15 protein-coding genes are annotated in these 14253 nt (G+C 51.9%); 4 read left to right on the top strand and 11 right to left on the bottom strand.

The window, feature by feature from the left end; translation table 11 throughout:
• Window positions 1-2 precede the first annotated feature (2 nt).
• Together ACWAU0_RS23215 and ACWAU0_RS23220 are read left to right on the top strand one after the other, a co-directional pair.
• A complete protein-coding gene (locus ACWAU0_RS23215) occupies window positions 3-1214 on the top strand; it encodes an argininosuccinate synthase (RefSeq protein ID WP_033157351.1) in 1212 nt (403 codons plus the stop codon).
• A 142-nt stretch (window positions 1215-1356) separates the two neighbouring features.
• On the top strand, window positions 1357-1971 hold the full coding sequence (locus ACWAU0_RS23220) for a hypothetical protein (RefSeq protein ID WP_101051572.1): 615 nt from the start codon (window positions 1357-1359) through the stop codon (window positions 1969-1971).
• Window positions 1972-2047: 76 nt separating this feature from the next.
• Here the strand turns inward: ACWAU0_RS23220 and ACWAU0_RS23225 are convergent, their stop codons facing one another.
• Both ACWAU0_RS23225 and cysG read right to left on the bottom strand, forming a co-directional pair.
• Entirely contained in the window at window positions 2048-2383 is a 336-nt protein-coding gene (locus ACWAU0_RS23225; protein WP_020482446.1) for a c-type cytochrome, read from the bottom strand.
• 207 nt (window positions 2384-2590) lie between these two features.
• Window positions 2591-3982 (bottom strand): siroheme synthase CysG, encoded by a 1392-nt coding sequence (gene cysG, locus ACWAU0_RS23230; protein ID WP_458139328.1) that lies wholly within the window; start codon window positions 3980-3982, stop codon window positions 2591-2593.
• A 74-nt stretch (window positions 3983-4056) separates the two neighbouring features.
• On the opposite strand from cysG, the gene ACWAU0_RS23235 reads away from it, so the two are divergent.
• On the top strand, window positions 4057-4287 hold the full coding sequence (locus ACWAU0_RS23235) for a sulfurtransferase TusA family protein (protein ID WP_020482444.1): 231 nt from the start codon (window positions 4057-4059) through the stop codon (window positions 4285-4287).
• A 60-nt stretch (window positions 4288-4347) separates the two neighbouring features.
• On the opposite strand, the gene ACWAU0_RS23240 is transcribed toward ACWAU0_RS23235, so the two are convergent.
• Window positions 4348-5004, bottom strand: coding sequence for a histidinol-phosphatase (locus tag ACWAU0_RS23240; protein ID WP_458139329.1), 657 nt, complete (start codon window positions 5002-5004; stop codon window positions 4348-4350).
• Window positions 5005-5157: 153 nt separating this feature from the next.
• On the opposite strand from ACWAU0_RS23240, the gene ACWAU0_RS23245 reads away from it, so the two are divergent.
• Window positions 5158-5685 carry an RNA pyrophosphohydrolase gene (locus ACWAU0_RS23245; protein WP_020482442.1) on the top strand — a complete coding sequence of 176 codons (528 nt, stop codon included), beginning with the start codon at window positions 5158-5160 and terminating at the stop codon, window positions 5683-5685.
• Here the strand turns inward: ACWAU0_RS23245 and cpdA are convergent.
• The 8 genes from cpdA to ACWAU0_RS23285 all read right to left on the bottom strand — a co-directional run bounded on the left by cpdA (window position 5682) and on the right by ACWAU0_RS23285 (window position 14175).
• Entirely contained in the window at window positions 5682-6470 is a 789-nt protein-coding gene (cpdA, locus tag ACWAU0_RS23250; RefSeq protein WP_458139330.1) for a 3',5'-cyclic-AMP phosphodiesterase, read from the bottom strand. The two genes, ACWAU0_RS23245 and cpdA, sit on opposite strands and share 4 nt — an antisense overlap.
• Window positions 6471-6473: 3 nt before the next feature.
• Complete coding sequence (locus tag ACWAU0_RS23255) at window positions 6474-6926, bottom strand: GDP-mannose mannosyl hydrolase (RefSeq protein WP_458139331.1); 453 nt, start codon at window positions 6924-6926, stop codon at window positions 6474-6476.
• Between the two features lie 36 nt (window positions 6927-6962).
• Window positions 6963-8276 (bottom strand): amino-acid N-acetyltransferase, encoded by a 1314-nt coding sequence (argA, locus tag ACWAU0_RS23260; RefSeq protein ID WP_458139332.1) that lies wholly within the window; start codon window positions 8274-8276, stop codon window positions 6963-6965.
• Between the two features lie 78 nt (window positions 8277-8354).
• Window positions 8355-9182, bottom strand: a complete 828-nt coding sequence (locus tag ACWAU0_RS23265; protein ID WP_458139333.1) for an AlbA family DNA-binding domain-containing protein — start codon at window positions 9180-9182, stop codon at window positions 8355-8357.
• A 287-nt stretch (window positions 9183-9469) separates the two neighbouring features.
• Entirely contained in the window at window positions 9470-11317 is a 1848-nt protein-coding gene (ilvD, locus tag ACWAU0_RS23270) for a dihydroxy-acid dehydratase (protein ID WP_458139334.1), read from the bottom strand.
• Between the two features lie 94 nt (window positions 11318-11411).
• A complete protein-coding gene (locus ACWAU0_RS23275) occupies window positions 11412-12050 on the bottom strand; it encodes a TIGR04211 family SH3 domain-containing protein (protein ID WP_084153328.1) in 639 nt (212 codons plus the stop codon).
• Window positions 12051-12097: 47 nt separating this feature from the next.
• Window positions 12098-12997: an ornithine carbamoyltransferase gene (gene argF / locus ACWAU0_RS23280; RefSeq protein ID WP_458139335.1), complete on the bottom strand. Its 900-nt coding sequence runs from the start codon at window positions 12995-12997 to the stop codon at window positions 12098-12100.
• A gap of 2 nt (window positions 12998-12999) precedes the next feature.
• Entirely contained in the window at window positions 13000-14175 is a 1176-nt protein-coding gene (locus ACWAU0_RS23285; RefSeq protein WP_458139336.1) for an acetylornithine transaminase, read from the bottom strand.
• Between the last annotated feature and the right edge of the window lie 78 nt (window positions 14176-14253).

Raw genomic sequence — 14253 nt, forward strand, 5'->3', positions numbered from 1 at the left:
TTATGTCGGATATTAAAAAAGTGGTGTTGGCCTATTCCGGTGGTTTGGATACCTCGGTTATTTTGAAATGGCTGCAAGATGTCTACGACTGCGAAGTGGTGACATTTACCGCCGACATCGGCCAGGGTGAAGAACTGGAACCGGCTCGCGCTAAAGCAACTGCTGCCGGCATCAAGGAAATTTATATCGACGATTTGCGCGAAGAATTTGCTCGTGACTTCGTGTTTCCGATGTTCCGTGCCAATACCATTTACGAAGGCGAGTATCTGCTCGGCACTTCGATTGCCCGTCCCTTGATTGCCAAACGCTTGATCGAAATCGCCAATGAAACCGGTGCTGACGCGGTCTCTCACGGCGCGACCGGCAAGGGCAACGACCAAGTGCGCTTTGAGTTGGGCGCTTACGCCTTGCGTCCGGATATTAAAATCATCGCCCCTTGGCGCGAATGGGATTTGAACTCCCGGCAGAAGCTGCTGGATTATGCCGAACAGCATGGCATTTCCGTGGAAATGAAAAAAGGTAAAACCTCACCTTATTCCATGGATGCCAATTCGCTGCATATTTCGTACGAAGGCCGGATTTTGGAAAATCCCTGGACGGAACCGGAAGAAGATATGTGGCGCTGGACCGTATCGCCCGAGAACGCCCCTGATCAAGCGACCTATGTTGAGCTGACTTATCAAAATGGTGACATCGTTGCTATCGACGATGTGCCGCATACGCCGCATCAGGTGATGGAAAAATTGAACAAAGTTGCCGGTGCTAACGGCGTTGGTCGTCTGGACATCGTCGAGAATCGCTATGTCGGTATGAAGTCCAGAGGCTGCTACGAAACCCCTGCTGGCACTGTGATGTTGAAAGCGCATCGAGCCATCGAATCGCTGACCCTGGACCGCGAAGTGGCGCACTTAAAAGACGAGTTGATGCCGCGTTATGCGTCCTTAATTTACAACGGTTACTGGTGGAGTCCGGAGCGGGCGCTGTTACAAACCATGATCGATGCCTCACAGGTCAACGTCAACGGCAAGGTCCGGGTGAAGTTGTATAAAGGCAATGTGGTTGTGGTCGGTCGCGCCTCGGAAACCAATAGTCTGTTCGATGAAAATATCGCGACTTTTGAAGAAGATGGTGGTGCTTACAACCAAAAAGACGCCGAAGGCTTTATTAAACTGAATGCCCTGAGAATGCGGATTGCCGCCAAAAAAGGTCGTTGATCGCGGTTTGTATAAAACAGGACATTTTTGATTTAGCTTGTATAATGCGCCGATGTATTTCCGGCGGGCATGGGGTGCCGTTTAGGCGCCGCGTGCTCTAGGAAATCAATAGAGCTTCCCGATTAGCAACACTAAAAGAATAATGAGCGATATGCCTGAGATTAATCTGGATGATGTCAATACCGATAAGCATGAGATAGTCTATCTGCGCGCCCATCAGCATCAGGCGCTGATGAAGGCTAATCGCTTTTTGTTAATGCTGGTTCTGGCGTTGATGGCGGCGGTTTTTTTGTTGGGTTTTGTCTTACTGCCTAAACAAAATCTGTTGACCGAAATACAAAAGCATCAGGCTATCTCGGCAGTGTATGCCACGCAGAATCCGGCGCTATCCGCCGAAATCAGCGCCTTGAAAGGTCAGTTGTTCGGCTTGTTAAGCGGGTCTATCGACAGCAAGCTAAGAGCTCTGGAAGAGAATATCAAAAAGGGTAGCGTGGCCGATTCCCTGGAGACCATTCAGGATCTGAAAGGCGATGTCAAAATACTCACTACCTATTCCGTTGATTCGCCGGCAAAAGTGGAAGGTGCGGCTGCCAATCAGGCCCTGATCAAGGAATTGAACGACATTAAGGATTTGGTTTATCTGACCTTTGTGTCTTGCGGATTGATGATTGCGGCGGTTGCCGGAGTTTGGCTACGCAACCGCTACCGCTTAACCCATCAACGCAGCCAACAGGCGTATCTCGGTCGTCAAGACTAACTTGTAGTATAACGACCATAAAAAAGCCGCTGTCCCGTGAGGGGCAGCGGCTTTTTGTTTGCCTGTAAGGCTACGATTATTTTTTCAGATATTCGTAAACTGCATCGATAGCTTGGTCTTCGGTGTAACCTGCTTTTTTCACAGGACCGACTTCCATGATAGCCGCAACAGCTTTAGGCATACCGTTTTTGCCTTCTTTCAGAACTTTAGCGAACTGGTCTTTAGGCAGTTTGCCGGCGCTGATCAAGGCCGATAATTGTGGGTTGGAAGCGATGTCATGGCAAGCGCCGCAACCACGACCGAAAGCACGCTCATAAATTTTCGCGCCGATTTCTTCCGCTTCGTTAGCTGCAACTTGTCCGCTGATAGCGATCAAAGCTGCGCCTACTAATAAACCGAATGATTTTTTCATATGATTCTCTCGTTGTGTTTAAAAAAAGAACTGCATATTGTTATTTGCATAGGCAGTTCATTGGGAAATTAAGCGGGTAAAGGATAGGGAACTTTAGCGAAAAATTCAATCGATTTTCTCTGTCGTTCGCGCCTTTACCGGGTTTGCGGGCTGATTTTTCCAAGTAAAACTTAACATCGTCTGAAATAAGGAAAAATTCACACGTGCTTAGTTTTGGCCGGGTTGAAACCATTCCAACTGTTTGCGCAGGCGCACTACGGTGCCCACTATGATCAAGGTCGGTGGTTTAATGTCCGCGTTTTCGACACGTTTAGGCATATCGCCCAGGGTGCCGGTAATGACTCGCTGATGGCGGGTAGTGCCTTGTTGAATCAATGCAATTGGTTGATCGACCGGGCAGCCGTGATCGATCAACGATTGGCAGATAGTCTCCAAACCGACCAGACCCATATAAATCACGACGGTCTGGTTGGGAGAGGCTAACTGGCTCCAGTTGAGGTTGATGTTGCCGTCCTTCAAATGCCCGGTAACGAAGGTGCACGACTGTGCATGGTCTCGATGTGTCAGCGGTATGCCGGCATAGCTGGCGCAGCCGGCGGCAGCGGTAATGCCTGGTACGACTTGAAACTGAATGCCTTGCTGCATCAGGGTTTCGATTTCCTCGCCACCTCGGCCGAAAATAAACGGATCGCCGCCTTTCAGGCGTGCGACGCGCTTGCCCGACAAAGCCAGATTCGCCAGCAACTCGTTGATCGATTCCTGCGGTAAGCTGTGATTGCTGCGTTGCTTGCCCACGTAGATTTTCTCCGCGTCGCGGCGAGCCATTTCTAATATTTCCTGGGAGACGAGCCTGTCGTAGACGATCACATCCGCTTGCTGCATCAAGCGCAGGGCTCGGAAAGTCAATAAATCCGGATCGCCGGGGCCGGCACCGATCAAATACACCTCGCCGCGATTTTGTGTCTGCTCAGCCGCATCAAGTTTGGCTTGTAATTCTATTGCAGCTTGCTCGCGGCGGCCGGAAAACACCAATTCGGCGATGTGGCCTTGCAAGGCGTCTTCCCAGAATACCCGGCGGCGGTTGGGTTCTTTGAGTCGTTCCTTAACCAATGCTCGAAAATCCTCGGCAAACTGCGCCAGCAGCCCGAACGCGCCGGGAATGGCGCTTTCCACCTTGGAACGCAGTAAGCGCGCGAGAACCGGTGACACGCCGCCGGAAGACACTGCTACGATTAACGGCGAGCGGTCAACGATCGCTGGAAAGATAAAACTGCACAAATCGGGATTATCGACCACATTCACCGGAATATTATGAGCTGTTGCAGCTTGCGCAACCGTTTCGTTGACCGTGCGCTGGTTGGTGGCCGATATGACCACGCGCATGCCTTTCACATCGTCCGCAGCAAAGGCCTTTTGTTGGATTACTACTTGATTATTGCGCCCCATTTCCGCGACGCTGGCGCTAATTTCCAGCGCTACCAAGGTAATACGCGCGCCGGTTTTTGCCAGGAGCTCGATTTTACGCGAGGCGATTTCGCCGGCGCCGACAACCAGGCATGGCTGGTCTTTTAGTTTTAAGAAAAGCGGGAAGTAATCCATGGTGCTTGATTTTCGTGGTCTGGGGTTGGTGTTATTATAAGCGTTGTCTAAAGAACAGTTGAGTGAACACCACTATGATCGAATTTGATTTGGAAGTCGATGCCAGCGGATTGCAATGTCCGTTACCGTTGCTGCGTTTGAAAAAGGCGATTATGGAAGTGGAAAGCGGCAGGGTAGTCAAAGTGATTGCTACCGATCCGGCGGCCCATTTGGACTTTGGCGTCTATATCGATCAGGCGGGACATATTCCGCTGAAGATATTCAAGGAAGCCGATAAACAAGTATTCTTTATACAGAAAAAATAGAAGCGATTCAATATTATAAAGGGTCAAAAGGGCGCTTCTTTTGACCCTTGTCCTCAGCTTTTATTTCCTCAAGCTAATAATCGGCCAGTTTGCTTGCCGAGCAACTTCCCGTAGTTTTTCGTCGGGATCGACAGCAACCGGTTGATCGACCAAGCTCAATAGCGGCAAATCGTTATGCGAATCGCTGTAGAACCAACTGCCTGCCAGCGTTTCCGTGGAATTGGCCAGCCAGTCGTTCAGCTGCACTACTTTTCCTTGCTGAAAGCAGGGTGTGCCGTTGAATTTACCGGTGTAGCGACCATCGACAAATTCCGGTGTGGTAGCCAGCAGGTTGTCGATACCGTATAGCTTGACGATCGGTTCGGTGACGAAGCGATTGGTGGCAGTAATCACCAGCAAGGTGTCGCCGGCCGCGCGATGCTTTTCCACCAAAGCCTGGGCAGCCTCCAGCATGATCGGCTCGATCAGCGTTTCGACGAATTCAGCGCGCCAGCGATGCAGCTGCTCTGCGTCGTGTTGGGCTAGTGGCGCCAGTGAGAAATGCAAAAACTCGACAATATCCAGCGTGCCGTGTTTGTAATCCTCGTAGAATTTTTTATTGGCCTGTTCATACTGGTCTTTGTCGACAATGCCACGGTCGACTAAAAATTGGCCCCATAAAAAATCGCTGTCATCGGCGATCAGCGTGTTATCCAGATCAAAAATCGCTAAGCTCACGGCAAATCCGTCGTCATAAAGAAAAAAGTAGCGGCCTGTGGCGTCCGCCGGTTATTTGTGGAACAATTGCGCCATTCATTTTAATGGCCGTGCCGTTGTTAATTTTAACATCCAGGCATTAGCAACAGGGCGGCAAATAATACAGGTTTTTACATGATAGACTCGAAAGGATACCGGCCTAATGTCGGCATTATCCTTTGCAATGACGAGGGTCGTGTGTTTTGGGCAAAGCGCAAGGGCGCTAACTCGTGGCAGTTTCCGCAGGGCGGGATCGATGGCGACGAGGACCCGGAAACCGCGATGTATCGGGAGTTGTGGGAGGAAACCGGCTTGTGTGCAGAGCATGTGCAGTTGCTGGGGCGCACCCGTTATTGGTTGCGCTATAAACTGCCGGATCGGTATATCCGCAAAAATTCCACGCCCTTGTGCATCGGGCAGAAACAGATTTGGTTTATTTTGCGCTTGATGACAGATGAATCGAATGTCAGGTTCGATTGCGGGCACAAGCAGGAGTTCGATAACTGGAAGTGGGTGGAGTACTGGTATCCGCTGAAAGACGTGGTCTACTTCAAGCGCCGGGTGTACCGCAAAGCGATGGACGAACTGGGAGCTTTGCTGATTGCCAATGACGTGGGTGTCAACGCCGAGAGTTATTTATCCGGAAGATTGGCGTTTGGTTAGTAACTGTGCTGGTTGGTTTGTAAGCCGCTCATGCTGATGGGCAGGTGATAGCATCTGGATCGCAAGTCGCCGTCATCCCCCAATTCGAAGACCCTGTACCCGGGTGCTAGCGTGTCCAATTCAAACTCAGTGGCAAACGGTTTGAACTGAAAACAGCTGGCCGGCGTGGCGTATATCGCTATTTGTCTATGACTAGTTTGCATTTCCTGATGCAAATGGCCGCAAGTGATGGCTTTAACTTGTGGGAAGTGTTCCGCTATTGCTAGCAATTCCTCACCGTTCTCAATTTGCATCGTATCCATCCAGCTACTTTGGCTTGTAACGCAATGATGGTGTATCGCCAGCAGGGCGGGCGCGTCATTTGTGCTTAGTGTTTGCTGCAAAAATGCCAGTTCTTCCTGTGATACAAGCCCGCCAGGGCACCCGGGTTTTTGGCTGTTTAACGCAATAATCTGCCAATTCTTCAGCAGCACATGTTTACGGCAACTGACGAAGTCAACGTTCAACTCGGTTTGCATCAGTTCCCAGTCGTCATGATTACCCGGCAAACACAGGCAAGGTGTTTGATAAGTTTGCAGATGCCGGCAAATTCGCCGGTAGCTATCGGCGCTAGGGTCTTGGCCCAAATCGCCGGTCAATAAAATCAAATCGAATGGGCCGTGCGTGACATGCGCGTGGGCCAAGGTGTTTTGGAAATACTGTTCGGTATCGATACCCAACATTTTATCGCCGGCATGCGGCAATATATGCAGGTCGGTTAACTGCAAGACTTTTAAAGCAGGCATTGGTCAGCGCAGATAGGGGTAGTAGGCTTGGCTGTTAGGGTGCACTTCACTCAAGTCTTCGTGTTTGCCAATCCAACGGTAATTTGAGTGTTGTTGTGCCGGTAACTGATTAATATCGATATCCAGCTGTAATTGATAGCCTAAAACCACGTAATGGGTGCCGATACCAGGCTGTTTGGCAAAATTAGTCTCATATAGATGGGTGAATGCACCGAGTAAATCTGCGCTTTCTATGCTGTAAGCAGTGCCTAATTCGGTTTCAGTGATTCTTTGGAACGCATCTTCCAGGGTTTCGGATTTAAAAATTCTGCCGCCGGGCACAAACCAATAGCCTGCCGCCGGTTCATTCACGCGCATGCCCATCAATATTTCGTCCTTGCTGGAACGTACAATTAAATCGATAGAGACTAAGGGCGTGTTTTTTACGACTGTCAGAAAATCCTGTTTATCGAGCATCCTATATTCCGTGAGCTGAGTGGGTGGAAGGTGATGTTAAACGTCTTTATACAATACCTTGGCATTGCGCTGATAGTTGTAAGCGCTTTTCATCGGTTCGGGCAAATCGTCGATTTCGCAAGGTGTAAAACCGCGCTCGACGAACCAATGCACGGTTTGCGTGGAACGTACGAACAAGCGGCGAATAGTTTCGGATTTGGCTTTGTTGCTTAGATAGTCCAACAAGCTGTTGCCGCGCGCGCCTTTTTGATAATCGGCATGCACTGCCAGACAAGCAATCTCCGCACTGTTGCCGTCGGCCATCACATGAAACGCCGTGCAACCAATGATCAAGCCATCACGCTCGATGACTATATAGTCGCCAATTTCCATCTCTAGCTTTTCCCGCGAACGCTTGACCAGGATGCCTTGCTGCTCCAAGGGTTTGATCAACTCCATAATGCCGCCGATGTCGTCCAATGTCGCTGCCCGTATGGTTTCGAAGGCGTTAGAGCTAATCAGTGTACCGATACCGTCGCGGGTAAACAGTTCCAGGAGTAAGGCGCCGTCCACATGCCTATTGATCAAGTGCGCGCGCTGTACGCCTTTTTCGCAACTTTGCACCGCGGCGCGCAAGGAGCGGGCGACTTCATCTGGGACCGTTGGTATCTCTTGCAATAATGCTGAAACTTGAGCGGTAGTGAGCTGTTGTATGGGGTGATTATCGCCAGGCGATACGCAATTTTGTTCGGTCAACAAAATCAACTTTTCGGCTTGCAAGGCGATGGCTACTTCGGTTGCCACTTCCTCGGCCGACAGATTAAAAATTTCGCCGCTGGGCGAATAACCGATAGGTGAAATCAGCACCACATTGTGTTGATCCAGTTGCTGATGAATGGCTTGTGCATCGATACGCCGGACCTTGCCGGTGTGACAATAGTCGATGCCATCCAGTACGCCCAAGGGTTTGGCCGTAACGAAATTGCCGGACGCGACACGTATTTTGGCGCCGGCCATCGGCGAGCCGGACACACCCATCGATAACAGGGCCTCAATTTCCACCCGTACCAAACCTGCGGCCTGCTTGACGTATTGCAAGGTCGTGGCGTCGGTGATCCGTAAATGGTGGTGAAACTGCGGCGTGTTGCCATGCCCGGTGACTTGTTCGTCGATCTGCGGGCGAATGCCGTGCACTAGTACCAGCCGGACGCCCAGACTCCTCAGCAACGCGAAGTCGTGAATCAGATTGTCGAACTCCGGCTCCGTTACCGCGTTCCCGCCGAAAAAGATCACAAAGGTGCGGTTGCGATGAGCATGGATGTAAGGCGACGAATTTCTGAACCAATTAACGAAAGTTGATTGATGTTCCATGGAGTGTTTACGAATCGTTTACTATGTTGCCGGTTGCTTAGTTTAACTTTGCCAGCGTTAAAACCCAATCAGGGCTGGTTATTTGGTTTTTTTCCAACGGCTGGCCACATAATCCAGCGCTTCTTGAATGTTCAGGTCCCGAGTACCGCCGCCAGTTCGCACGAAGAATTTGGGGGTGTTGCTCTGCGTCAGAAACACCGGCCGGTGCGAGGGGGAAACAATAACCCTGCACACATCACGGTCGGCCAATTTATGAAAAAGCACGTGGATCAGCGGGCACAAATCGGCCCCCAGATTGCTGGAGATCGCAGTCATCAAGGTTTGCTCGAAACCATCGTGGTCCGGTTTTTTCAGGGTTTGGAAATCCGATTCCAGGCCGAGGACTTCGCCATTGTCGGCCACGCCGATCAGCAAGGTGCCGCCAACCGGACTGTTAAAGAAACCGGCCAGCGTTTTCATAATCACCCCTTCCAGGGCTTTATTGACGCGCTGTTCCTGAATATCCCAGCGTAGCGACGATTTAAACTCCAGCAGCGGTCCTTCGCCTTGGCGGATGATGGTCGGCAAATCCTTTTCCAGCTCGACTTTCAACGCATCCAAAGCGACCAACCGCTTGTGCAGTATCTGATAAAAACCCAGCGATAGCAGACCTAGTATCGCGCCGATTTCGGCGTAGAACAGAATCAGGTTGTTCTGATTGATTTGGCCGGTCATTACTTCAGTGAACTGGCCGAGCACGAATTCGATAGAGGAGAGCGGGTCGGCGTTGCGTTCGCGCGAACTGATGTAATCGTAACTGGGCGCCAATAAAAATATTCCCATGCCGGCACCGATCCAGCCGGCTATGAAATAGATTTTCAGCTTTTGTTTCCAGATGTAGAGCAGTTGCAGCAGGAAGCGTTTCATCAGCGATTGGGATTAAGGCCAAGTTGCAGCGGAAATGGATCAATTACACGATTTAGCCGGTTTGATCGCTTCAGTTGCAATCGCTACCAAAAATTATGTGCTGCCTCTATGGGGTACAGCATTGAAAATTCTGGCGAAGCTTGTAAGGAGTTAACCGGAATAGTAAGGCTGCTTCCAGATATTTTGGAAGCAGCAAATGACCACGTGTTGGTTGATATGCAAAGTTGAAGACTTGATGGCGTCTTAACTGCCAAAGCCATCGAGCCTTTTGTTGCATCGTAAAGGTACTAATCTTCGAGCCTGGACAAATCCCGCACGGCGCCCTTGTCGGCGGAGGTGGCAAAATGAGCATAAGTCTTCAGCGCCACTGAAACTTTGCGGGGGCGCAGCTTGGCTGGTTTCCAGCCCAATTTATCCTGTTCGGTCCGGCGCTGGGCCAGTTCCTCGTCGCTCACCATTACGTTGATCGTGCGCTTGGGAATATCAATACGAATACGGTCGCCATTTTTTACCAAACCAATCGCGCCGCCAGCTGCCGCTTCCGGCGAACAGTGGCCGATGGACAAGCCGGAGGTGCCGCCGGAAAAACGGCCGTCGGTCAATAGCGCGCAGGCTTTGCCCAAACCCTTGGATTTGATGTAGCTGGTCGGATACAGCATTTCCTGCATGCCGGGTCCGCCTTTGGGGCCTTCGTAACGCACCACTACTACATCGCCGGCTTTGACTTTGTTATTGAGGATGTTTTCTACCGCTTCATCTTGCGATTCGACCACATGGGCGTTGCCTTCAAATACCAGCAGGCTGTCATCGACACCGGCGGTTTTGATCACGCAGCCATCCAGAGCGATATTGCCGTGCAATACCGCCAACCCGCCTTCCTGGCTGAAGGCATGGTCAATGGAGCGGATACAGCCTTCGGCGCGATCAGTGTCCAGGCTGGGCCAGCGGGTGTTCTGACTAAACGCTACCTGAGTCGGAATACCGGCGGGGCCAGCCATATAAAAAGTTTTTACGGCATCGTCGGGGTTGGCGGTAATGTCCCATTGTGCCAGGGCATCGCCGAGAGTCTTGGCGTGCACGGTGGGTACATCGGTGTGCAAGCGGCCCGCCCGGTTAAGTTCGGCCAGAATCGCCATGATGCCCCCAGCGCGATGTACGTCTTCGATATGATATTTGTCGGTGTTGGGCGCGACCTTGCACAATTGCGGCACCACTCTGGACATGCGATCAATATCCGCCATGGTGAAATCGATGCCGGCTTCTTGAGCAATCGCCAATAGATGCAAGATGGTGTTAGTGGAGCCGCCCATGGCAATGTCCAGGGCAATCGCATTTTCAAAGGCTTTAAAACCCACCGCGCGCGGCAGCATCGATGCGTCATTTTGCTCGTAATATTGTTTGGCCAGTTCGACGATACGGCGACCGGCTTGTTTGAACAATTGTTCGCGATCAGCATGGGTGGCTAACATGGTACCGTTGCCCGGCAACGACAAGCCCAGCGCTTCGGTCAGGCAGTTCATCGAATTGGCGGTGAACATGCCGGAGCACGAGCCGCAAGTCGGGCAGGCAGAGCGTTCGACAGCCGCTAGATCGGTGTCGGATACTTTGCTGTCTGCCGCCATGACCATGGCGTCCACCAAATCCAGCCTCTTGATGTCCGCGCTTTCCGCCAACCGTACTTTACCGGCTTCCATCGGGCCGCCGGAGACAAAGATCACCGGAATATTGATGCGCATAGCCGCCATCAACATGCCTGGGGTGATTTTGTCGCAGTTGGATATACAGACAATCGCATCGGCGCAATGCGCATTCACCATGTACTCGACGCTGTCGGCAATCAAATCGCGGCTGGGCAGGCTATACAACATGCCGTCGTGACCCATGGCAATGCCGTCGTCAACCGCGATGGTGTTGAATTCCTTGGCGACGCCGCCGGCCAGTTCAATCTCGCGCGCCACCAATTGGCCAAGATCTTTTAAATGTACGTGGCCCGGCACGAACTGAGTGAAAGAATTGGCTACTGCGATAATCGGTTTATTGAAATCGCCGTCTTTCATGCCGGTGGCGCGCCACAATGCGCGCGCGCCAGCCATATTGCGGCCTTGAGTGGTGGTATGAGAACGGTATGCAGGCATGGTGATTCCAGATGAAAGCAAAAGCGGCGCTTAAACTGCCGCGGGAAAGGGCGTCATTTGAAGCAGGGCGGTCCTGCGGCTAATTCGTTTAAAACTAAAAACTATCCCAGCCGCTGGAACGGCGGCGCCAGCTGAGTTTGGGCAGAATAAAGCCCAGCAATACGCCGAATAAAGCCAAGCCGCCGCCGTACAAAAACCAGTCCTGGTTACTGCTGTCGGTCAACGCCTGATTTTCGCGTTTTAATTGTTGTAGTTCGCGTTCGACGGAGATGACGCGCTCCTGCAATTGGTCGCGCTGTTGTTTGAGTTGTATCGCATTGGCGGCAGTTTGCTGAAGTTCGCTAAGGTCGGCGCTGAGCTTATCGCGTTCTTTGCCAATTTCCTGGCTGTTGGCTTGTCCGGCTTTAAGTTGTTTGTTTTCTTCCTGCAGCGCTTCGAGTTTTTTGCTGACGGCTTCCAGTTGATTGCGGGCGCTGGGTTCGCCGGTCAGGTAGCGGCTGAGAATGAATCCCTCCGCGCCGCTACTGGTTTGTATATAGGTATAGCCGTTTTCGGTACTTTCTTGCAATACGCTGACTGGGATGCCGTTTTCCAACATTTTGACTATCTTGGTGCGCTCGCTTTCGCCGCTACGTAATGGCACCTCGACTTTGTCGGTGACGTAGGCGGTTCTTGCCATGGCAAGCGGGCTAATCAGCAGACAGGCAAACAGGTAGGCAAAAGTTTTTTTCACAGTATCACTCTTCGTTCGGCGTAAAGAAAGCGGCGATTCTAGCGAAATTATCGGCAGATGAGAAATTCCAGTAGCGCTTTCTGAGCGTGCAGGCGATTCTCGGCTTCCGGAAATATCACGCTTTGTGGGCCGTCGATGACCTCGGCTGTCACTTCTTCGCCGCGATGTGCCGGCAGGCAGTGCATGAACAGCGCATCGGTTTTGGCGGCAGCCATGGTTTTGCTGTTGACCTGAAAATCCTTAAATACGAATTCGCGTTTTTTTTGTTCCTCTTCCTGTCCCATGCTGGCCCAGACATCGGTTACTACTAAATCGGCTTGCTCTGCGGCTTGCTCCGGCGTATTGAAAAACGCCACTCTATGTCCGGCGGCATCGACGATACTTTGCTGCGGACGGTAATCGACAGGGCAGGCGATGTTCAATTTAAAGTCGAATTGGCGAGCCGCATTGATATAGGAATGGCACATATTATTGCCGTCGCCGATCCAGGCTACGGTTTTGCCGGCGATGTCGCCGCGCAGTTCGAAATAGGTTTGCATATCGGCCAGCAATTGACACGGGTGCAGCAAATCGGTCAGACCATTGATGACTGGTACTCGCGAGTGCTTGGCAAAGGTGGTGACCGTTTCGTGATTGTTGGTGCGCAGCATAATACAGTCCACCATACTGGAGATCACCTTGGCGCTATCTTCCAGGGGTTCGCCGCGGCCGAGTTGCGTGTCTCGTGGTGACAGAAACAGGGCGCTGCCGCCGAATTGGGCCATGCCTGCTTCGAAGGAGATACGGGTGCGGGTCGAGGATTTTTCGAAAATCATCGCCAGCACTTTACCTTTGAAGGGCTGATAGTCCGGGGTGCGATGCAATTTGAGCTGAATGGCCCGTTGAATCAGGTTGTGTAGTTCGGCGCTGGACAAATCCAGCAGACTGATGAAGTGTCTGGGTTGCATGGTTATTGTCTGCAAAATGCCTGAATGAGCGCTGTCAGGGTGTCTGTCAGCGTTGATATTTGCGCGTCGTCGATGATTAGCGGCGGCAGCAAACGGATAGTGTTGTCGGCAGTGACGTTGATCAATAAGCCTTCCGCCAAGGCTTTTCCGACCAATTCGCCGCAAGGCCGATCCAGTTCAATGCCTATCATCAAACCTTTATGGCGAATATCGACGATATGCGGGGTATCTGCCAGTGCGTTTTTGAAGCGCTGGCAAATTTGTTCGCCTTTTGATTGCGCATCGGCGATCAAGGTGCTGGTTGATAAAGTTTCCAGTACCGCTAAGGCCGCGCTGCACGCCAGTGGATTGCCGCCAAACGTCGAGCCGTGATTGCCGGCTTGTAACACGTCTGCTGCTTTGCCGCGCGCCAGGCAAGCGCCAATCGGCACGCCGTTACCCAAGGCTTTAGCCATCGTACATACATCCGGCAGGATGCCGTTATGTTGGTAAGCCAGAAAACGCCCGGTACGGCCGGCGCCGGTTTGAATTTCATCCAGCATCATCAGCAGATTGTGCCGATCACATAGTGCGCGAATTTGGTTTAAGTAATCCGCCGCCGGAATATTCACCCCGCCTTCGCCTTGCACCGGTTCAACCAGGATCGCGACGATGTTTTTATCGGCGGCGAGAGCTGCTTCGATAGCCGGAATGTCGTTGTACGGCACATGAGTAAACCCGGCCAACAGCGGCGCGAAGCCTTGCTTGATCTTGGTGTTGCCGGTAGCGCTCAGAGTGCCCATAGTCCGGCCATGGAAGCTTTTTTCCATAGTCAACACTACTGGGCTTTCAACGCCTTGCTGGTGGCCGTATTTGCGTGCGATCTTTATCGCCGCTTCGTTGGCTTCGGCGCCGGAATTGCTGAAAAACACATTATCCATGCCGCTTAGCTCGATCAGTCTATCCGCCAGTTGCGACTGCAGCTCTACGCCGTAAAGATTGGAGGTATGCAGCAAGGTTTTGCTTTGCCGGCAGAGCGCTTCATGCACGGCCGGATGGGCGTGGCCCAGGTTGCACACGGCAATGCCGGCGACCGAGTCGAGATAGCGGCGTCCATCGGTATCCCACAACCACGCGCCTTCGCCGCGTGTAAAAGTGACCGACTGGCGGGCATAGGTAGGCATGATGTGACTGGTCATTGTGCTAAGACTCTGAAAGTGTTTTGAAAAACGCTATTCGCTCGAAAAAAGCGCGCGATTATATTTTTTTCATCCCGC

This window comes from Methylomonas sp. Uni0009, assembly GCF_054188105.3.